The sequence below is a fragment of the Kitasatospora sp. NPDC034023 genome, from assembly GCF_055575795.1.
Genome location: NZ_JBVIRY010000006.1, coordinates 124,314 through 144,320, shown reverse-complemented (window position 1 = coordinate 144,320; position 20,007 = coordinate 124,314). Strand labels below are relative to the sequence as shown.

Below are 20,007 nucleotides of genomic sequence, written 5' to 3'. Positions count from 1 at the left end.
GCGGACCGGGAAGGCGTTCCCCGCACCATCGGGCCAGGCATAGAACAAGGCCATGTGGTTGCTGTTCCTGATACCGGCCTGTGTCGCGGCGGTGCTCTCCTGCCTCCGGCTGGTCCGAATGACCGCCACCGCCGACGCCCTGGCCGAACAGGACGGGCTGCGCCCACCGGAAGCCGTCGGCATCGGGCTCTACGAGACCGCCTACCTGGCCGGCGGCCCGGACCGGGTGGTCGAACTGGCCCTCGTCCTGATGGCCGGCCGGGGCCGGCTGCACCTGGCGCACACCGGCTGGACCACCGTGGTCGACCCCAGGGGCCGCAGCCGCCTGGAACGGGCCGTCATCGCCACCGTCGGCCCCGAGGGCCAGTGCCGCACGGACGAGCTGCGCCGGGCGATGGCCGAGCACCCCACCGTGCTGGAGATCGGCGCCCGGCTCTCGCTGGCCGGCCTGGCCACCCCGGCCCTGGTGCAGCGCAACACCGTCGTGGTGGTCCGGCAGGTCCGGCACGCGCTGCTGCTGTCGCTGCTCCTGCTGGCCGTCTCGCTGGCCGTCAGCGGCTTCACCGGCGGTGACACCCTCGCCCCGCTCGCCTGGTTCTCGCTGCCGCTGGTGCTCACCTCGGGCACCCTGCTGATGGCCCGGGTCGACGTCTACCCCTACACCCGCTGGGCCTCCCCGATCGGCCAGGAGGTGCTGCGCGAGGTCCGCCCGGCCCGCCAGCGCGGCCTCGCCGACGACGAGGAGCGCGAACTGCTCACCGCCGTCGCCATGAACGGCCCGGCCGTCCTCCCCGACGCCCGCCTGCGCGCCGCCCTGCGCCCCCACCGCACCTGAGCCCGCCGCCCGGGCCCGCCCGGGCGTCACCACGGCGCGTCACAACGGGCGTCACAACGGCGGAGGCCGGTTCCCCGTACGTAGGGGAACCGGCCTCCGAAGGAACCGCGGTCGCTCAGACCAGGCCGTTCAGCAGCTCGCTGACCGGCTTGCGGCGGCCGGTGAAGAACGGCACCTCCTCGCGGACGTGCAGCCGGGCCCGGGACGGGCGCAGGTCGCGCATCAGGTCGACGATCCGGTGCAGCTCGTCCGCCTCGAAGGCGAGCAGCCACTCGTAGTCGCCGAGCGCGAACGAGGCGACCGTGTTGGCCCGCACGTCCGGGTAGCCGCGCGCCATCTTGCCGTGCTCGGCGAGCATCGCGCGCCGCTCCTCGTCCGGCAGCAGGTACCACTCGTAGGAGCGCACGAACGGGTACACGCAGACGTAGTCGCGCGCGCGCTCGTCGGCCAGGAAGGCCGGGATGTGCGACTTGTTGAACTCGGCCGGGCGGTGCAGCGCCATGTTCGACCAGACCGGCTCCAGGTGGCGGCCCAGGCCGGTGCGACGGAAGCGGTTGTACGCCTCCTGGAGGTCGTCCGAGTCCTCGGCGTGCCACCAGACCATGATGTCGGCGTCCGCGCGCAGAGCGGAGACGTCGTACGTGCCGCGCACGGTCACGTCCTTCGCGGCCAGCTGCTCGAACAGCTCGTCCACCTCGGCGGCCAGGGCGGCGCGGTCCTCGGGCAGGGCGCCCTTGAGCTTGAACACCGACCACATCGTGTAGCGGATGACCTGGTTCAGGTCGCGCGCCTTCTTCTTCTCGGGCCGCTGCTCCGGCTCCCGCTCAACGCTCTCAGTCATGCGCCCATTGTCCTCTCCGTGGAACCTTCCCCGGTCGCCGGGGTCAACAGTCTGTCGACGGCGGCCACCGCGGCGGCCGCCGATCCGATGCACGCCGGAATGCCCACCCCGTCGTACGCGGCGCCGCACAGCGCCAGCGCGCCCACCCGCTCGGCCGCCGCCCGGACCCTGGCCACCCGGTCCGGGTGACCCACCGGGTACTGCGGCAGGCCGGCCGTGAAGCGTGAGACGAAGGTGTCGTACGGCCGGGCGGTCAGCCCGATCGCCTCCCGCAGGTCCGCCAGCGAGCGGGCCACCAGCTCCTCGTCCGGCAGGCCCAGCGCCTCCTCCTCGCGGTGCCGGCCCAGCGAGGTGCGCAGCAGGAACGCGTCCGGCGCGGAGCGCTCCAGCCAGCCCCACTTGTTGGAGGAGAAGGTCGACGCCTTGATCCGCCGCCCGTCCACCGGCGGCACCAGGAACCCGCTGCCGCTGGGGAGTTCGGCCAGATCGGAACGCCGGAACGCCAGCGTCACCAGCGCCATGCCCGCGTACTCGACGGTGTCCAGCTCGACGGCGGCCGCCGGGGCGTCCGCGCGCAGCAGCCGGGCCGCGGCCGGGGCCGGGACCGCCAGCACCACGGCGTCCGCGTGCAGCACCTCGCCGCCGGTCACCACCCGCCAGCCGTCGGGGGTGCGGCGCAGCTCGTCCACCGGGGCGTCCGTGCGCAGGTCCACACCCGCCTTGACGCAGGCCGCGGCGACCGCCTCCGGCAGGGTGCCGAGGCCCCCGCGCAGACCGTTGAACACCGGGCTACCGACCACCTGCGGCCGGGACGCCAGCTCGTGCACCCCCTCGACCAGCGAACCACCGCCCCGGGCGATCGCCAGCAGCTGCGGTACGGCGGCGCGCAGCGAGATCTCGTCGGCGCGACCGGCGTAGACGCCGCCCAGCAGCGGCTCGACCAGCCGGTCCACCACCTCCCGGCCCAGCCGGTCGGCGACGTAGCGGCCGATCGCGACGTCCTCCCCCACCTCGGTCGGCTCCTCGTGCCGGGCCCGCTCCAGCCCCTCCGCGGTGAGCACCCCGGACGCCGCCAGCGCCTCCAGGTCGCCCGGCACCCCCATCACCTGCCCGCCCGGCAGCGGCCGCAGCGCCCCGCGCGTCCAGATCGCCGCCTTCGCGGTGGTCGGCGGCTCCAGCTCCTCCCCCAGCCCGACCGCCCGCGCCAGCTCCACCGCCTCCGGCCGCCGGGCCAGCACCGACTCGGCCCCGAGGTCCACCCGGACCCCGCCGACCTCCCCGCCCCACAGCTTCCCGCCGACCCGCCCCGACGCCTCCAGCACCGTCACCCGCGCCCGCGGCGCACCCCCGGCCGCTCCGCTCAGAAAAGCGGCCGCAGCCAGCCCCGCGATCCCACCACCGACGACGACGACCCGTGCATCCGACATGCCTCGCAGTCTCGCAGGTCCTTACACCGAACCCTCAATCCCCCGCTCGCTTCGACCGGGGCACAAGCCCAGCGAGATCGACGGCGACGGGGAACGGCACCGGCCGTTCCAGCGTGCCCCGGAAGATCCCGGCAGCCACGTACGTGGAGGTCGGGACGTCCAATTCATAGACGTGCACGACCGGCAAGCCGTCCTCCTCCTCGACGATCCAGTAGTGCGGGATACCCGCTTCGGCGTACTTGCGGACCTTTACAGTGCGGTCGCGATGGGCGGACTCAGGGGAGACGACCTCCACGACGAGCACCACGTCAGCGGGGGCGTACCAGGTCCGGTCCGGGTCGTACGCCGCGGTGGCTACCACCACGTCAGGCTCCGGCCGGTTGCGCGGGTCAAGCTTGATTGTCATCTCACGCTCGGCGACCGTTCCATCAGGAACCGAGTGCTCCAACACGGCGGTTAGCCGCGACACCACCTGACTGTGCCACGAGCGCTGCGGGGACATCATGAAGGCCAGGGCTCCATCGATCAGTTCGGTGTGCCGCGGCGCCTGCGGCAGGTGGTCGAGGTCGTCGGCGAACCAACCCTCGTCTCTGGGGGCGTACATCCAGTCCGGCAGCTCACTCATGACCCCAAGATAGCGAGTTCAAGGACACGAGGAACCGCCGCTTAGGGTGTGTGCTATGGAGCCGATCATGGTGAGTGCGTGTCTGGCCGGCGTGCCGTGCCGGTACGACGGGCGGGCGAAGACCTCCGAGGGTGCGCTGCGCCTGGTGGAGGAGGGGCGGGCCGTGGTGGTGTGCCCGGAGGGGGCGGGCGGGTTGCCGACGCCGCGGCCGCCGGCGGAGATCGTGGGCGGGGACGGCGCGGACGTGCTGGACGGGCGGGCGCGGGTGGTGGACGCGACCGGGGCGGACTGCACCGGGGAGTTCCTGGCCGGCGCCCGGGCGGCGCTCGCCGCCGCGGAGGCGGCGGGGGCGCGGCGGGCGGTGCTGATGGCGCGCAGCCCGTCGTGCGGCTGCGGGCAGGTGTACGACGGGACGTTCACCGGGGAGCTGCGCCCCGGAGACGGGGTGACGGCGGCGCTGCTGCGGCGCGCGGGGATCGAGGTCACCGCCGGGTAGCGGGCCCCCGGGATCCGGAGGCCCGCCACCGTGGAGGGGTCAGCGCGCGCTGGCCTCGTGGACGAAGGCAACGAGCCGGCTGAGCGCGTCCGGGTCCATGGACGGCATGACGCCGTGGCCGAGGTTGAAGATGTGGCCGCTGGTGCCGAGCGCCTCGGCGGCCTGCAGCACCTCGCGGGCCTTGGCCTCCACGACCTCGGTGGGCGCGAACAGCACCGCCGGGTCAAGGTTGCCCTGCAGGCCCTTGCCGGGGCCGACCCGCTCGGCGGCGACGTTCAGCGGCACCCGCCAGTCGACGCCGACGATGTCCGCGCCGGCCTGGCCCATCAGACCGAGCAGTTCGCCGGTGCCGACGCCGAAGTGGATGCGCGGCACGCCGTACCCGGCGACGGCGTCGAAGACCTTGGTGCTGGCCGGCATCACCGAGCGGCGGTAGTCCTCCGGCGCGAGCGAGCCGACCCAGGAGTCGAACAGCTGGACCGCCGAGGCGCCGGCCTCGATCTGCACCTTGAGGAAGGCCGAGGTGATGTCGGCGAGCCGGTCCACGAGGGCGGCCCACAGCTCGGGCTGCCCGTACATCATGGCCTTGGTGTTCTCGTGGTTCTTGGACGGGCCGCCCTCGACCAGGTAGCTGGCCAGCGTGTAGGGCGCGCCGGCGAAGCCGATCAGCGGGGTCTCGCCGAGTTCGTCCACCAGCAGGCCGATGGCCTCGGTGATGTAGGGGACGTCGTCCGGCTCGAGCGGGCGCAGCCGCTGGAGGTCGTCGAAGGTGCGGATCGGGTCGGCGATGACGGGGCCGATGCCGGGCTTGATGTCGACGTCGATGCCGACCGCCTTGAGCGGCACCACGATGTCGCTGAAGAAGATCGCGGCGTCCACCTTGTGCCGGCGCACCGGCTGCAGGGTGATCTCCTTGACCAGCTCGGGCCGCATGCAGGACTCCAGCATGGGGATGCCCTCGCGGACCTTCAGGTACTCGGGCAGCGAGCGGCCGGCCTGGCGCATGAACCAGACGGGCGTGTGCGGCACCGGCTCCTGCCGGCAGGCGCGCAGGAACGCGGAGTCGTACGCGGCGCCGCGGCGCGCGGGGGTGGTCCGGCCGTTGTTCGAGGCCGCCGTCGGGTCTGCCGTAGTCTCGCTCACGCGTCAAATCTTCGCACGCGTCCCGGGGACCCCTTCCCGGCCGGTCTCGTCGGTTCCTCCAAGATCTGCCCGGGTTTGCCGTTCCGGCACGCCGCTGGGAGAGAAGTTGCGGCGATAACCCGGGTTTTCGACCTAGTCTTCGGGTCATGGCAGCGGTCGGAGGGCACCCCGCACAGGGTGGCGGAGCAGGTGGCGGAACGGGTCGCGAGGGGGCGCCGAGCGAGTTCCGGGCTGCCGTGGCGGCCCTTGACGGGGCCCGGTTGCGGCCCGAGGTGCAGCTCTCCCCCGCGCCGGCGCCGCGTCGGCTGGCCCCGCACGCCTTCGCGGTGACCGCCGCGGTCGAGGTGGATGGCGAGGAGTTGGCGGACGGCCGTCTGGTGCTGCTGTACGACCCGGCCGGACAGGAGGCCTGGAACGGTGAGTTCCGGGTGGTCACGATGACCCGGGCCGAGCTGGAGCCGGAGATGGCCGGCGACCCGATGCTCTGCGAGGTCGGCTGGGCCTGGCTGCTGGACTCACTGCAGGCGCACGGCGCCGGGTACGCGGAGCCGTCCGGCACGGTGACCAGGTGCGCGTCCCAGTACTTCGGCGGTCTGGCGGACCGCCCGTCGTCGACCGAGATCGAGATCCGGGCGTCCTGGACCCCGGCCGACGGCCGTTTCGAGCGGCACCTGGCGGCCTGGGCGGACCTGCTCTGCATCAGCGCCGGCCTGCCGCCGGTCGCACCGGCGCCGCAGGGGCCCGCCGAGGTGCCGTCACTCGGTGGAGTGGTCCCGATGCCCGCCAGGCGACGCCCGCGGCCGCACTGACGGGTGGCGTCGGGGCTCGTCGACCGCGGGCGGCCGGACGCCACTCCCAGGACTGACGGAGTGTGACTTCGGACCCGCTCTGTGTCAATTAACCGGTCGATACCGACCGATCAGCATCGAATCTGATCGATTTTGTGCGAATACCAAGCATGTCGCATCAATCATTTGCGCGATTTGTCCGTATTGTTACTCACTAGATCGTGATCTTTTGCTAAAGCCGGGCACGGTTGCTGCCGAAGCAGACTGTGACCCTTTCCGAACGCGGAACACTCCGACCGCCCCCATCGGGGTTCCGTCCGCCACTCCCCGCAGGAGGCCTGGTGTCGGTCCTTCTTGAGCACCCCGCAAACGTGGTCGCCTACCGCCCGACCAAGCCCACCGCCATGGTGGTCATCGCCGATCCCCGCGTCCGAAACACCGTCACCCGTCACCTGTGGGCGCTCGGCGTCCGGGACGTGATCGAGGTGTCCTCGATCGCCGAGGCCCGCCCCCGGGTCTCCACCCCACGCGACATCTGCGTCGCCGACGTACACCTGCCCGACGGCTCCGGGCTGACCATCCTCGCCGAGACCCGCGCCGCGGGCTGGCCCAACGGCCTGGCACTGTCCGCCGCCGACGACATCGGCGCGGTCCGCAGCGCGCTGGCCGGCGGCGTCAAGGGCTACGTGGTCACCGGCACCCGGACGAACGTCGCGATGCCGGGCCGCCCGGGCATGCCGCTCGGCGCCGCCGGGCTGGCCGGCCGGATGCGCCGCCCCGGGATGCCGGGCATGCCGGGAGCCACCGGTGCACCGGGAGCCCCCGGAGCCCCCGGTGCGCCCGGTGCCCCGGGCCCCCAGCAGGCCGCCTACCGCGAACTGTCCGGCCGCGAGGTCGAGGTGCTGCGGCTGGTCGCCGAGGGGCAGTCGAACAAGGCGATCGGCGTGGCAATGGGCCTGTCGGCGCTCACGGTGAAGAGCCACCTCGCCCGGATCGCCCGCAAGCTGGGCACCGGCGACCGCGCCGGCATGGTCGCCGTCGCGCTGCGCACCGGGATCATCCACTGAGCCGAGCGCTCCGGACCGCCGCGGCGGCCGAGGAGGAACGTTTCCTCCTCGGCCGCCGCGCCGTTGCCTGGGCCCCCTCAGCAAGCGGGCGAGCACCCGACGCGAGCGGGTGAGTCCCCGCCCCGAGACACCCTTGAGGCGAGCGGGTGAGTCCCCGCCCCGAGACACCCTTGAGGCGAGCGGGTGAGTCACTGGGCGCCCCGGAGGCGAGCGGGCGACTAAGGGGTGAGTATCCGTCTGACCAGTCCGACAACACTCCCGGTCGCGAGGTCCGTCGTACCCTTGGGGGGTGACCGACGCCGTAGCAGCCATCCCAGAAGAAGCAGCCCCGGTCCCGCTCCTCGAGCCGAAGGAGGGGATCCCGCCCGTCGTGGCGGACGAGCAGGCGCTGGCCGCCACGATCGCGGCCTTCGCCGCGGGCACCGGGCCTGTCGCCGTCGACGCCGAGCGCGCCTCCGGCTACCGCTACGGGCAGCGCGCGTACCTCATCCAGCTGCGCCGCGCGGGCTCCGGCTCCGCCCTGATCGACCCGATCGCCTGCCCCGACCTCAGCGCGCTCAACGCCGCCCTCGAGGACGCCGAATGGGTGGTGCACGCCGCCACCCAGGACCTGCCCTGCCTGGCCGAGGTCGGCATGAGACCCCGGCGTCTCTTCGACACCGAGCTGGCCGGGCGGATCGCCGGCTTCGCCCGGGTCGGCCTCGGACCGATGACCGAGAACGTGCTCGGCCTGAGCCTGGCCAAGGAGCACTCGGCGGTCGACTGGTCCACCCGCCCGCTGCCCGAGCCGTGGCTTCGCTACGCCGCTCTGGACGTCGAGGTGCTGGTCGAGCTGCGCGACGCACTCGAACAGGAGCTGGACGCCCAGGGCAAGCTCGACTGGGCCCTGGAGGAGTTCGCGGCGATCGCCGCCGCGCCCCGCCCGGCCCCGCGCACCGACCCGTGGCGGCGCACCTCGCAGTTGCACAAGGTCCGGCGGCGCCGCCAGCTGGCCGTGGTGCGCGAGCTGTGGCTGGCGCGCGACCGGATGGCGCAGGAGCGCGACGTCTCCCCTGGCCGGGTGCTCTCGGACGCCGCGATCGTCAACGCCGCGCTGGCCATGCCGCTGAACATCGCCTCGCTGCAGGCTGTCCAGGGTTTCGGGCCGCGGGTGCACCGGCGCCAGCTGGAGCAGTGGCTGGCCGCCGTGCAGCGCGGCCGGGAGATCCCGGAGGGCCAGCTGCCGCCGGCCGCCGCGCCGCACGACGGACCGCCGCCGCCGCGCGCCTGGGCGGAGAAGGACCCGGTGGCCGCCGCCCGGCTCTCCGGTGCGCGCAGCGCGGTCAGCGAGCTGGCCGAGCGGCACCACCTGCCGGCCGAGAACCTGATCACCCCGGACCTGGTCCGGCGGGTCTCCTGGGAGCCGCCGGCCGACCGCGGCCCCGAGGGTGTGGCCGCCGCGCTGCGCCGGCTCGGTGCCCGGCAGTGGCAGGTGGACCTGGTGGCGCCCGCGATGGCCGCTGCGTTCGCCTCGGCCGCGACCCCGGCCGCGACCCCGGCGGCGACCTCGGCGGCCGAGGCCTGACCCCGGCAGGACCCCGGAGGGGATGCCGTCCGTACGGGCGGCATCCCCTTCGTCGTCCCCGCTCGCGCGCCCGCTCGTTGTACCCGGGGCAGCGTTCCTGGTCGGACGTGTCGCGGGACACACGGTCAGAACCGTCCGAGGGGCCTGGGCAGGTTGGTTACCGACGGGTAGCATGACCGTGAAGCGGCGCCGCTCGGGTCTTTCGCCGGCGGCAGCCTGCCCACCTCAAATGTTGGTCCCTGGGAGGAGAGCCCCCGTGCCTCGTACCGCGAGGGACGTCGTCTTCGTCGATGGCGTCCGCACCCCGTTCGGCAAGGCCGGCCCGAAGGGCATCTACCACGAGACGCGCGCCGACGACCTCGTCGTCAAGTGCATCCGGGAGCTCGTGCGCCGTAACCCGAACCTGCCCGTCGAGCGCATCGACGAGGTCGCCGTGGCGGCCACCACGCAGATCGGCGACCAGGGTCTGACCATCGGGCGCACCGCCGCCCTGCTGGCCGGCCTGCCGAAGTCCGTCCCGGGCTACTCGATCGACCGCATGTGCGCCGGCGCGCTGACCGCGGTGACCGCCACGGCCGGCGGCATCGCCTTCGGCGCCTACGACGTGGTCGTGGCCGGCGGCGTCGAGCACATGGGCCGCCACCCGATGGGCGAGGGCGTCGACCCGAACCCGCGCTTCGTCTCCGAGAAGCTGGTCGACGAGTCCGCCCTGTTCATGGGCATGACCGCGGAGAACCTGCACGACCGCTTCCCGCACATCACCAAGGAGCGCTGCGACGCCTACGCCGTGCGCTCCCAGGAGAAGGCCGCCAAGGCGTACGCCAACGGCGACATCCAGCCGGACCTGGTGCCGATCTCGATCCGCAACACCAACCCCGAGGTCGGCGAGACCGGCTGGGGCCTGGCCACCGTGGACGAGCCGATGCGCCCGGGCACCACGATGGAGTCGCTGGCGAACCTCAAGACCCCGTTCCGCCCGCACGGCAACATCACCGCGGGCAACTCGGCCGGTCTGAACGACGGCGCCACCGCCTCGCTGCTGGCCGCCGAGGACGTCGCCGAGGAGCTCGGCCTCCCGGTCAAGATGCGCATGGTCTCCTACGCCTTCGCCGGCGTCGAGCCCGAGGTCATGGGCATCGGCCCGGTCCCGGCCACCGAGAAGGCCCTGGCCAAGGCCGGTCTGACCATCGACGACATCCAGGCCTTCGAGGTCAACGAGGCCTTCGCCGTCCAGGTGCTGTCCTTCCTCGACCACTACGGCATCGCGGACGACGACGAGCGGGTCAACCCGTTCGGCGGCGCGATCGCCTTCGGCCACCCCCTGGCCTCCTCCGGCGTGCGCCTGATGAACCAGCTGGCCCGCCGCTTCGAGCAGCGCCCGGACGTCCGCTACGGCCTCACCACGATGTGCATCGGGTTCGGCATGGGCGGCACCATCATCTGGGAGAACCCCCACTTCGAGGGTGGTAAGTGAGCATGAGCAACACCACTGAGCTGCTCCAGCACGGCGCCGAGCTGTTCCCGGGCGAGGTCGTCACGACCGCCCACGTGCGCCACCTGGACCTGCCGCTGCAGGCCGGCAAGCTGGCCCTGATCACCCTGGACAACGGCTTCGACCACACCAAGCCGACCACCTTCGGCCCGGGCTCGCTGCTCAAGCTGTCCGCCGCGCTGGACCAGGTCGAGGCCGAGGCCGCCGAGGGCAAGATCGTCGGCGCCGCGATCACCGGCAAGCCGTTCATCTTCGCGGTCGGCGCCGACCTCAAGGGCGTCGAGCTGCTCAAGGAGCACGCGGACGCGCTGGCCATCGGCAAGGGCGGCCACGAGGTCTTCAAGCGGATCGCCGCGCTGCCCGTCCCCACCTTCGCCTTCTACAACGGCGCGGCGATGGGCGGCGGCGTCGAGGTCGGCCTGCACGCCACCTACCGCACGGTCAGCGCGGGCGTCCCGGCGTTCTCGCTGCCGGAGGTCTTCCTGGGCCTCGTCCCGGGCTGGGGCGGCTGCAGCATCCTGCCGAACCTGATCGGCCCCTCGAAGGCGATCAAGGTCATCATCGAGAACTCGATGAACCAGAACAAGCAGCTCAAGGGCAAGGACGTGTTCGAGCTGGGGATCGCCGACGCGATCTTCGAGCCGGCCGACTTCCTGGAGCAGTCGCTGCTGTGGGCCGCCAAGGTCCTCAAGGGCGAGGTCGTCGTCGCCCGCGAGGAGATCGACCGCGGCAAGGCCTGGGACGACGCCGTCGCCTGGGGCCGTCTGGTCGCCGACGCCAAGGTGCACGGCGCCGCGCCGGCCGCCTACAAGGCGCTGGACATCATCGCCCAGGTCAAGGACGCCGACCTGCAGGCGGGCTTCGACGCCGAGGACGCGGCCCTGGCCGACCTCATCATGAGCGGCGAGCTGCGCAGCGGCATCTACGCCTTCAACCTGGTGCAGCGCCGGGCCAAGCGCCCGGTCGGCGCGCCGGACAAGTCGCTGGCCCGCCCGGTCTCCAAGGTGGGCGTCGTCGGCGCCGGCCTGATGGCCTCGCAGCTGGCGCTGCTGTTCGCCCGTCGTCTGGAGGTGCCGGTGGTCCTCACCGACATCGACCAGGAGCGCGTCGACAAGGGCGTCGGCTACGTCCACGCCGAGATCGACAAGCTGCTCTCCAAGGGCCGCATCGGCCAGGACAAGGCCAACCGTCTCAAGGGCCTGGTCTCCGGCTCGCTCGACAAGGCCGCCGCCTTCGGCGACGCGGACTTCGTCATCGAGGCCGTGTTCGAGGAGATGGGCGTCAAGCAGACCGTCTTCGCGGACCTGGAGAACGTGGTCTCGCCGACCTGCGTGCTGGCGACCAACACCTCCTCGCTGTCGGTCACCGAGATGGCCTCGAAGCTGAAGCACCCCGAGCGGGTCGTCGGCTTCCACTTCTTCAACCCGGTCGCGATCCTGCCGCTGCTGGAGATCGTCCGCGGCGACAACACCGACGACGCGTCGCTGGCCACCGCCTTCGCCGTGTCGAAGAAGCTGAAGAAGACCTCGGTGCTGTGCAAGGACGCCCCGGCGTTCGTGGTGAACCGGATCCTCACCCGCTTCATGGGCGAGATCCAGAGCATCATCGACGAGGGCACCCCGATCGCCGACGTCGAGAAGGCCGTCGAGCCGCTCGGCCTGCCGATGTCCCCGATCGTGCTGCTGGAGCTGGTCGGCCCGGCCATCGCCCTGCACGTCTCGGAGACCCTGCGCGGGGCCTTCCCGGAGCGGTTCACCGTCTCCGAGAACCTCGCCAAGGTCGTCAAGGCCGGCAAGCGCGGCTTCTACACCTGGACGGACGGCCAGCAGGTCCTCGACCCCGAGGTGCTGGAGCTGCTGACCTTCGGCGACTCGGTGCTCACCGAGGAGCAGGTCCGCGCCCGCGCCCTGGAGGCCGTGGCCCAGGAGATCGGCCTGATGCTGGAGGAGGGTGTCGTCGCCGAGGCGCAGGACATCGACCTCTGCATGATCACCGGTGCCGGCTGGCCCTTCCACCTGGGCGGGATCACCCCGTACCTGGACCGTGAGGGCATCTCGGAGCGCGTGAACGGCAAGCCGTTCCTGGCCCCCGGCGTGGCCTCGGTGCCCGCGTAAGGCCCGGCGATACGACGGAGCCCCGGTGACCTGGTGGTCACCGGGGCTCCGTCGTCGTGTGCGACTCCGTCGTCGCGTGCGGGCTCAGCCGTTGTGTGCGGGGGCTGCGGGCTCAGTGCTTGAGGCGGTAGACCACGGTGTCGGCGAAGACGCCGACCATCTCGTAGTGGGTGTCCAGCAGGTTCTCGATCCGCGGGACCATGACCGGCTGGTACGGGGCGACGCCGGAGTCGTCGACCACGACCTCGGGCAGGCCGTTGGCCAGCTCCTTGTCGAAGGTCTGCCAGGCGTTGGAGACGCTGAACTGCTCGCCGACGTTGGCGCTGCCGTCCTTGCCGCCGCTGTAGTTGGTGAGGAAGCCGGCCGTCAGGTAGCGGCTGGCGGGCTTGCGGTCGGCCAGCCAGTACAGCTCGGGGTGCATGCCCCAGACCAGCACGGTGTCCTTGGGGGTGGTCTGGGCGGCGACGGCGGTGGCGACCTCGGTGGTGCGGTTGAGCCGCTCCCCGGGCCAGGCCAGCGCGAGGCCCCAGAACACCGTGGCGGCGACCGTGGTGTACAGCAGGACGGGCTTCCAGCGGATCGCCGAGGTGGCGACCGCCCCGGTGCCCAGCAGCACCAGCGGCGGGATCAGCTGCAGGTAGTAGTGGCCGAAGAAGTGGAAGCCCACGCTGACCGCGACGACCGAGGAGACCAGCCAGACCCACAGGTCGGTGGTCGAGCCGTGCTCCTCGCCGGCCACCGGCAGCGGGCGGTGGCGGTACTTGAGCCAGAGCCGGCGCCCGACCGGGAGCAGGAAGCCCAGGCCGGCCACGGCCAGGATGGCCGAGTTGCCGAGCGCGCGGCCGGCCATCTGCAGCCAGGCGCCCCCGAAGGAGGCGTAGTCGCCGCTGCCGGTGACCACCCAGAAGAGGAAGCCCTTGGGCTTGGTGAGGATCACCGCGACCAGCGCTATCGGCAGGATGAAACCGAACCCGATCTTGAACAGCGCGGGCGGCCAGCGCACCCCGCGCCGACGGGTGTCCTGGAAGAGCATCCAGAGCACCGGCAGCAGCACCGCGCCGCCGGTCTGCTTGGTCAGCGAGCAGAGCGCCACCGCGATGCCCGCGGCCAGCCAGCGGCGCCGCTCGGCGTACCGGAAGGCGGCCACCATGGCCGGCAGCATGAAGACCTCGAAGGTCGCCGCCTGGGTGTCCTCCGGGGAGAGCCCGATGGAGACCAGCAGGTAGAGCAGGCCCGCGCCGGCGCCGGCCCGGTTGCCCCAGCGGCCGCGGGCGATCGAGGCCAGCAGGATCGCGGTGACCAGGTGGGCCACCACGGCCAGGGTGCGCTGCGGCCAGAGCGAGGCGGAGCCGAAGACCGCGAAGCAGGCCTGGTAGAGCCAGGGCAGCAGCGGGGGCTTGCGGTCCACCACGGTGTCGTACAGCACTCCGCCGTCCGCCAGCATCCGGGCCTGGGTGGCCAGGAAGCCCTCGTCCGGGCTCCAGACGGGCCGGGCGAAGGAGGGGATGTGGGTGACCAGCGCGACCAGCGCGAGAACCGGCACCAGCCTGGTCCAGTACCCGGTTCGGACGTGGGTACGGACGCGCTCGGGCAGGCGCTCGGCCAGTCCGGCGGGGCGGATGCGGGTGGGGGTCGGCACGGTTGACAACCTACCGGGCGGGATCGGCGCGGGCGGCGCCGGTCCCGCCTTTCAGTACGATTGTCAGCTTGTTCCGTGACGAACTGTTACAGAGTTAGGACGAACGGTCGTCGCCGGAACGGCCCATCACCTGTCGGAATCAGGCGGTCGTTCCTTGTGACGACCTCCGGTCAGGCGTCGACCGGCGCCGCGTCCAGGCTGGCGACCAGGGCCGTCACCTTGCGGGCGATGTCCGGGGCATTCAGGCCGATCTCGGCCAGGATCTCGTTCCGGCTCGCGTGGTCCAGGAACTCCTGCGGAATGCCGAAGTCGCGCACCGGCAGATCCACGTCCGCGTCCCGCAGCGCCTGCGACACGGCGGCGCCGACGCCGCCGACCCGGCCGTTGTCCTCGATTGTGACGACCACCCGGTGCTCGGCGGCCAGGCCCGGCAGGGCCCGGTCCACCGGCTTGACCCAGCGCGGGTCCACCACGGTGGCGGTGACGCCCTGGGCGGCCAGCAGGTCGGCGACCTCCAGGCTGGTGGGGGCCATCGCGCCGACCGAGACGATCAGCACGTCGGCGCGGTGGGTGCCCGAGGGCTCCTCGGCGGCGCGCAGCACGTCCATGCCGCCGATCCGGCCGACCGCGGCGACGGGCGCACCGACCGTGCCCTTGGAGTAGCGGACGACCGTCGGGGCGTCCTTGACCTCGACGGCCTCGCGCAGCTGGGCGCGCAGCTGGTCGGCGTCGCGCGGGGCGGCCATCCGCAGGGTCGGGATGACCTGCAGGATCGACATGTCCCACATGCCGTTGTGCGAGGCGCCGTCGGTGCCGGTGACCCCGGCCCGGTCCAGTACGAAGGTGACGCCCAGCTTGTGCAGGGCGACGTCCATCAGGACCTGGTCGAAGGCCCGGTTCAGGAAGGTCGCGTAGACCGCGAAGACCGGGTGCAGCCCGTTGGTGGCCAGGCCGGCCGCGCTCGTCACGGCGTGCTGCTCGGCGATGCCGACGTCGAAGGTCCGGTCCGGGAAGGCCTCCGCGAACGGGGCCAGGCCCACCGGGTGCAGCATGGCGGCGGTGATGCCGACGATGTCCTCGCGCTCGTGGCCGAGCGCGACCATCTCCTCGCCGAAGACCGAGGTCCAGTCCTTGCCCGAGTTCTTGACCGGCAGGCCGGTGTCCGGGTGGATCACGCCGACGGCGTGGAAGCGGTCCTCGTCGTTGTTCTCGGCGGCGTGGTAGCCGCGGCCCTTCTCGGTGAGGCAGTGCACGATGACCGGGCCGCCGAAGCCGCGCGCCTTGGTCAGCGCGGACTCCAGGGCGGTCAGGTCGTGGCCGTCGATCGGGCCGATGTACTTGAGGCCGAGGTCCTCGAACATGCCCTGCGGGGCGATGAAGTCCTTGAGGCCCTTCTTGGCGCCGTGCAGCGTCTCGAAGAGCTGCTGGCCGACCACCGGGGTGCGCTGCAGGGCGTCCTTGCCCCAGGAGAGGAAGCGCTCGTAGCCCTGGGTGGTGCGCAGCGTGGCGAGGTGGTTGGCGAGGCCGCCGATGGTCGGCGAGTACGAGCGCTCGTTGTCGTTGACGACGATGACGACCGGCAGGTCCTTGGCGTCGGCGATGTTGTTGAGCGCCTCCCAGGCCATGCCGCCGGTGAGCGCGCCGTCACCGATGACGGCGACGACCGGGTCCGCCTTGCCCTGGATCTTGTTGGCCTTGGCCAGGCCGTCGGCGTACGAGAGGACCGTGGAGGCGTGCGAGTTCTCGATCACGTCGTGCTCGGACTCGGCGCGCGAGGGGTAGCCGGACAGGCCGCCGCTCATCTTCAGCCGTGAGAAGTCCTGGCGGCCGGTGAGCAGCTTGTGGACGTAGCTCTGGTGGCCGGTGTCGAAGAGGATGCGGTCGCGCGGCGAGTCGAAGACCCGGTGCAGCGCGATGGTGAGCTCCACCACGCCGAGGTTGGGCCCGAGGTGTCCGCCCGTCTTGGAGACCTCGGTCACCAGGAAGGTCCGGATCTCCTGGGCCAGTGCGGCCAGCTGTCCGGGCGTGAGCCGGTCGAGATCGCGCGGTCCCCGAATGCGGGTCAGCAGGGCCACCCGTTCCTCCTCGTTCAGTGTTCGCGGACCGCGGGCGGTCCGACGGGCGTCGCTGCCCGGTCCGGCGGCAGGCCGGCGGTCGCGGCCGGTACCGACCGGTCGAGTCTAATGTCCGCTTGCCGGACACCGAGCGGCGCGCCCGGTGCCACCGTTCGGTTATCGCCATTCCGGGAGGTCGGCCGGGGGGTGCGGGTCACGCCGCATTGACGGACAGGCGTTCGATCGCCTTTATGTCGGTCGCCTTCGGGTCGGTTTCGGGGCGGTCGCCTTCGGGTCCGCCTTCAGGTCGGTTTCGGGGCGGTGACCGGCAGCGCTAGGCGCGGCCCAGGGCTCCGGACTCGCCCATCTCGCTCATCACCAGCGCCAGCGCGCCGAGCACCTCGGCCCGGCCGCCGAGGGTGCCGGGGACCACCGACAGCTGCCGGGCGGCGCTGGGGATGGCGTAGCGGGCCACCGAGTCCCGGATCGGGGCGAGCACCAGCTCACCGGCCTCGGCGAGGTCGCCGCCGAGGATCACCCGGCGCGGGTTGAGCAGGTTGCACAGGGTCGCGACGCCGGTACCGATCTGCCGGCCAGCGTCGGCGATCACCCGGCGGCAGCCGAGGTCGCCCTGGTGGGCCAGCTCGACCACCCGGGGGAGCGAGAGGTCCGGGCCGAGGGTGGAGGCGAGCAGGGAGAGCAGGTAGCGGGAGCCGACGAAGGTCTCCAGGCAGCCCCGGTTGCCGCAGCGGCAGACCGGCCCGGCCTCGTCCAGGGTGATGTGCCCGATCTCACCCGCCGTACCGCCCGGGCCGCGGTAGATCTGGCCGTTCACCACCAGGCCGGCGCCGACACCGCTGGCGATCTTGATGTAGGCGAGGTCGCTCAGCCCGCGGCCGGCCCCCCAGACCAGCTCGCCGAGCGCACCGAGGTTGGCGTCGTTGTCCACGTGCACCGGCATGCCGAGCCGCTCGCCCAGCTCCCGGCCGGGGGCGATGCCCGTCCAGCCGGGCAGGATCGCGGTGGAGCCGAGCGCGCCGGTCTCCACGTCGATCGGGCCGGGCACGCCGAGGCCGACACCGATCACCTTGTCCGGACGGAACCCGGCCTGCGCCAGCAGCCGCTCGACCATCGCCTCGGCCCGGTCGAAGCCCTGCTGGGCGGAGACGTCCACGTCGATCGGGGCGCTCTCCTCGGCCAGCACCCGGTGCGCCAGGTTGCCGACCGCGACCCGCAGGTGGGTGTGGCCGAAGTCGATGCCGACCACGATGCCGGCGTCGCCGCTGAGCGAGACACTGCGGGCCCGGCGGCCGCCGGAGGAGGTGTCGGCGACCACGACGGTGCCGCTCGCCTTCAGTTCCCGCACGATGTTGGACACGGTGGCCGCGGAGAGGCCGGTGCTGCGGGCGATCTCGGCCTGGGTCAGCGAGCCGGCCATCCGCACCGCGCGCAGCACCCGCTCCAGGTTCGCCCGGTGCAGGGATGACTGCGAGCCCGGTGTGTCCGTCGACATGATCCACCCTCCCAGGGCGGGGAACCCTCCGCCGGGTGTCCCCTTCAACTCCTGAAGGGTACGGCCCAGGGGCGGGGGTGGGGGTGTCGACGGGGACGGTCGGGTGCGGGAAGTGACAGCCCGGGGAGCCGGGTGGGGGCGGGGTGGGGACGGACGTTCGGCCGGGTGGGGGCGGGGAGTGGGGTGGGGCGCCGGGCGTTCGGCCGGGTGGTGCCGGGGTGTGGGGGGGGCCGGGCCGTGGGGGGAGGGGCCCGGGGTCACGCCGCGGTGTCGGGGGTGGGGGCCGGGTGATCGGGGGGTGAAGGTGTTGCACGGCCGGGACCTGCGAGGACGGGGTTCGGCGGTCCTGGCGGCGGCCGAAAACCACACACCACTAGCATGGTGCCCAATTCTCACCCGTCCCACCGGAACCGGGAACGGTACCGGCGCGGGGACGCTTCCAGACATGACGGGGAATCAGATGGCAGGGGATCACCCTACGCCGGGGGCAGGCGAAACGCCCGGCAACGGTCCGCAGGACAACCGGGGCGTCTCGTTCGGACGGCCGCCAGGCGGTGGCGTCGATCCGGCCGCCGTCGCGGACCAGATGACTCAGCTCGACGGCTCGGCCATCCCGGGCCCGGCCGCGCCCGCCGGGCCGCCGCCCGCACAGCCGCCGGCACCGCCCGCGCAGCCGCCCGTCGGTGGCGCCGACTACGCGGCGTACGCGCCGACCGCGGCCGGCGGCTTCCCCGCGCAGGCCCCGCCGCCGGCCGGTGCGCCGGTCGGTCCGTACGACCCGCCGGTCGGTCCGTACGACCCGGTGGCCGGTGCCCCGTACGGCCAGGACGGCGGGCAGGGCTACACCACCGGCGGCTACGCCTTCCCGCAGCAGCAGCCCGGGTACACCTACCCCGGCGCTCCCGCCGCTCCCACCGCGCCCAAGCAGCGCAACCCCGTGATGCTGTGGGGCGGGATCATCGGCGGTGTGCTGGCGATCGCGATCGTGGCCGCCCTGGTCGTCCTGCTCAAGGACGACCCCACCCCCACGCCGGGCCCGAACCCGGGCCCCGTCGCCGACGGCGGCACCACCGACGGCGGCTCCGGTGGCACCAGCCCCGGTCCCGTCGTCAAGGGCGCCACCTTCAACGTCGCCTGGAGCGCCCCCAAGGGCGCCAACACGGACAGCTCGAACCAGATGCTCGGCGTCTGGGGCACCGACAAGCTCGCCATCCGCGTCGACAGCAGCGGCGTCAAGGCCTACAACCTGACGGACGGCAAGGAGGCCTGGACCATCCCCGTCCCGGCCGGCAGCAAGGAGATCTGCACCGCCTCGTACGGGGCCAACTCCAAGGGCATCGCCGCCATCGCCTTCAACACCGGTGACAGCGACTGCTCCACCATCGGCGCCGTCGACCTCAACCAGGGCAAGCTGCTCTGGAGCGTCAAGGCCTCGGCCGACCGGATGTCCTCGCCGACCCTGAGCGTCACCGACAACGTCGTCGCCATCGGCGGCAGCACGGTCGGCGCCCTGAACATCGCCAACGGCCTGGCGGCCTGGCAGTTCCAGCCGCGCGACAAGGACTGCAGCCTGCACGGCCGGGCGGCCGGCGCCCAGATCGCGGTCAGCGACCGCTGCTACGGCGGCAGCGGCCCGAAGTCCCAGCTCGTCATCGTGAACGCCGAGACGGGCAAGGCGGCCAGCACGCCGATCACCCTGACCGGCAGCATCGAAGAGGTCGACCAGGTCGTCCAGGACAAGCCGCTCGTCCTGCTGATGTCCAGCGGCCCGCAGGGCGACTACATCCTGCCGTTCGACAAGGACAACAAGCCGGGCAACCAGATGTCCGTCAAGGAGCCCGGCTCGGACAGCCTGCGCCTGTCCGGCCAGGGCGAGGCCCTCACCCGGAACGTGGTCAGCGGTTCCACGCTGTACGTCCAGGTCAGCGGAACCAAGCCGGGCATCAACGCCTACGACCTGAACACCGGCAAGCGCCTGTGGGCGGCCGCCGCCACCTCGGCCAGCAACGACATGCGCCTGGTCTCCGGCACCGACAAGGACGGCAAGGTCCGCGCCGTCGTCGAGCAGGGCTACGACAAGCCGGCCCGCCTGGTGACGCTCTCCCCGACCGACGGCTCGATGACCGACATCGGCACCATCGCGATGCCGAACGGCCTGGACATCGGCACCAGCACCTCCGAGTACCTCATCTCGGACGACGGCAGCGCGGTGTACGCCTTCCGTCGCTACAGCGCCACCGACGGTCCGCTGACCAAGTGGAAGAAGTGACGCCGGGGGCATGACCCCTCGTCGCGGCCCACGCGGGCGCGACGGACGCGGACGTGGCCGACGCGGGCGCGGCCGATGACGTAGTGACCGATGAGGCCGCGACCGCACACGGGCGGGGCGGGCACGGGCGAACAGCCCGG

The 20,007-nt window shown here is 72.6% G+C and carries 15 protein-coding genes; 8 read left to right on the top strand and 7 right to left on the bottom strand.

What is annotated here, in order from left to right; all coding sequences use genetic code 11:
• The first annotated feature begins 52 nt into the window (after positions 1–52).
• On the top strand, positions 53–835 hold the full coding sequence (locus ACZ52R_RS11660; RefSeq protein WP_360506145.1) for a TIGR04222 domain-containing membrane protein: 783 nt from the start codon (positions 53–55) through the stop codon (positions 833–835).
• A gap of 115 nt (positions 836–950) precedes the next feature.
• Here the strand turns inward: ACZ52R_RS11660 and hemQ are convergent, their stop codons facing one another.
• The 3 genes from hemQ to ACZ52R_RS11645 are packed head-to-tail and all read right to left on the bottom strand — an operon-like array spanning position 951 to position 3,728.
• Positions 951–1,676, bottom strand: a complete 726-nt coding sequence (gene hemQ, locus ACZ52R_RS11655; RefSeq protein WP_465620909.1) for a hydrogen peroxide-dependent heme synthase — start codon at positions 1,674–1,676, stop codon at positions 951–953.
• Positions 1,673–3,103 carry a protoporphyrinogen oxidase gene (hemG, locus tag ACZ52R_RS11650; RefSeq protein WP_465620908.1) on the bottom strand — a complete coding sequence of 477 codons (1,431 nt, stop codon included), beginning with the start codon at positions 3,101–3,103 and terminating at the stop codon, positions 1,673–1,675. The genes hemQ and hemG overlap by 4 nt, the downstream gene beginning before the upstream one ends.
• A gap of 34 nt (positions 3,104–3,137) precedes the next feature.
• The gene (locus tag ACZ52R_RS11645; RefSeq protein WP_465662605.1) at positions 3,138–3,728 is read right to left on the bottom strand and encodes a Uma2 family endonuclease; all 591 of its coding nucleotides are present in this window, start codon (positions 3,726–3,728) and stop codon (positions 3,138–3,140) included.
• A 55-nt stretch (positions 3,729–3,783) separates the two neighbouring features.
• On the opposite strand from ACZ52R_RS11645, the gene ACZ52R_RS11640 reads away from it, so the two are divergent.
• Positions 3,784–4,224, top strand: coding sequence for a 2-thiouracil desulfurase family protein (locus ACZ52R_RS11640; protein WP_360506156.1), 441 nt, complete (start codon positions 3,784–3,786; stop codon positions 4,222–4,224).
• Between the two features lie 39 nt (positions 4,225–4,263).
• Here the strand turns inward: ACZ52R_RS11640 and hemE are convergent, their stop codons facing one another.
• Positions 4,264–5,277: a uroporphyrinogen decarboxylase gene (gene hemE / locus ACZ52R_RS11635; RefSeq protein WP_360506233.1), complete on the bottom strand. Its 1,014-nt coding sequence runs from the start codon at positions 5,275–5,277 to the stop codon at positions 4,264–4,266.
• 236 nt (positions 5,278–5,513) lie between these two features.
• Here hemE and ACZ52R_RS11630 point away from each other — a divergent pair, with 236 nt between their 5' ends.
• The 5 genes from ACZ52R_RS11630 to ACZ52R_RS11610 all read left to right on the top strand — a co-directional run bounded on the left by ACZ52R_RS11630 (position 5,514) and on the right by ACZ52R_RS11610 (position 12,392).
• A complete protein-coding gene (locus ACZ52R_RS11630; protein ID WP_465623108.1) occupies positions 5,514–6,176 on the top strand; it encodes a DUF3000 domain-containing protein in 663 nt (220 codons plus the stop codon).
• Positions 6,177–6,496: 320 nt separating this feature from the next.
• Positions 6,497–7,222 (top strand): response regulator transcription factor, encoded by a 726-nt coding sequence (locus ACZ52R_RS11625; protein WP_360506162.1) that lies wholly within the window; start codon positions 6,497–6,499, stop codon positions 7,220–7,222.
• Positions 7,223–7,511: 289 nt separating this feature from the next.
• The gene (locus ACZ52R_RS11620) at positions 7,512–8,786 is read left to right on the top strand and encodes an HRDC domain-containing protein (RefSeq protein WP_465623107.1); all 1,275 of its coding nucleotides are present in this window, start codon (positions 7,512–7,514) and stop codon (positions 8,784–8,786) included.
• Positions 8,787–9,042: 256 nt separating this feature from the next.
• Positions 9,043–10,260: a thiolase family protein gene (locus ACZ52R_RS11615; protein ID WP_360506168.1), complete on the top strand. Its 1,218-nt coding sequence runs from the start codon at positions 9,043–9,045 to the stop codon at positions 10,258–10,260.
• Positions 10,261–10,262: 2 nt separating this feature from the next.
• Positions 10,263–12,392, top strand: coding sequence for a 3-hydroxyacyl-CoA dehydrogenase NAD-binding domain-containing protein (locus tag ACZ52R_RS11610; protein ID WP_360506171.1), 2,130 nt, complete (start codon positions 10,263–10,265; stop codon positions 12,390–12,392).
• Between the two features lie 112 nt (positions 12,393–12,504).
• Here the strand turns inward: ACZ52R_RS11610 and ACZ52R_RS11605 are convergent, their stop codons facing one another.
• The 3 genes from ACZ52R_RS11605 to ACZ52R_RS11595 form a co-directional block, all read right to left on the bottom strand.
• Positions 12,505–14,031 (bottom strand): ArnT family glycosyltransferase, encoded by a 1,527-nt coding sequence (locus tag ACZ52R_RS11605; RefSeq protein ID WP_465662601.1) that lies wholly within the window; start codon positions 14,029–14,031, stop codon positions 12,505–12,507.
• Positions 14,032–14,201: 170 nt separating this feature from the next.
• Positions 14,202–16,106, bottom strand: a complete 1,905-nt coding sequence (gene dxs / locus ACZ52R_RS11600) for a 1-deoxy-D-xylulose-5-phosphate synthase (protein WP_360506177.1) — start codon at positions 16,104–16,106, stop codon at positions 14,202–14,204.
• Positions 16,107–16,419: 313 nt separating this feature from the next.
• A complete protein-coding gene (locus tag ACZ52R_RS11595; RefSeq protein WP_360506180.1) occupies positions 16,420–17,598 on the bottom strand; it encodes an ROK family transcriptional regulator in 1,179 nt (392 codons plus the stop codon).
• Between the two features lie 586 nt (positions 17,599–18,184).
• Between ACZ52R_RS11595 and ACZ52R_RS11590 the strand changes: the two genes are divergently transcribed.
• Positions 18,185–19,867, top strand: coding sequence for an outer membrane protein assembly factor BamB family protein (locus ACZ52R_RS11590; RefSeq protein WP_465623103.1), 1,683 nt, complete (start codon positions 18,185–18,187; stop codon positions 19,865–19,867).
• Positions 19,868–20,007: the final 140 nt, after the last annotated feature.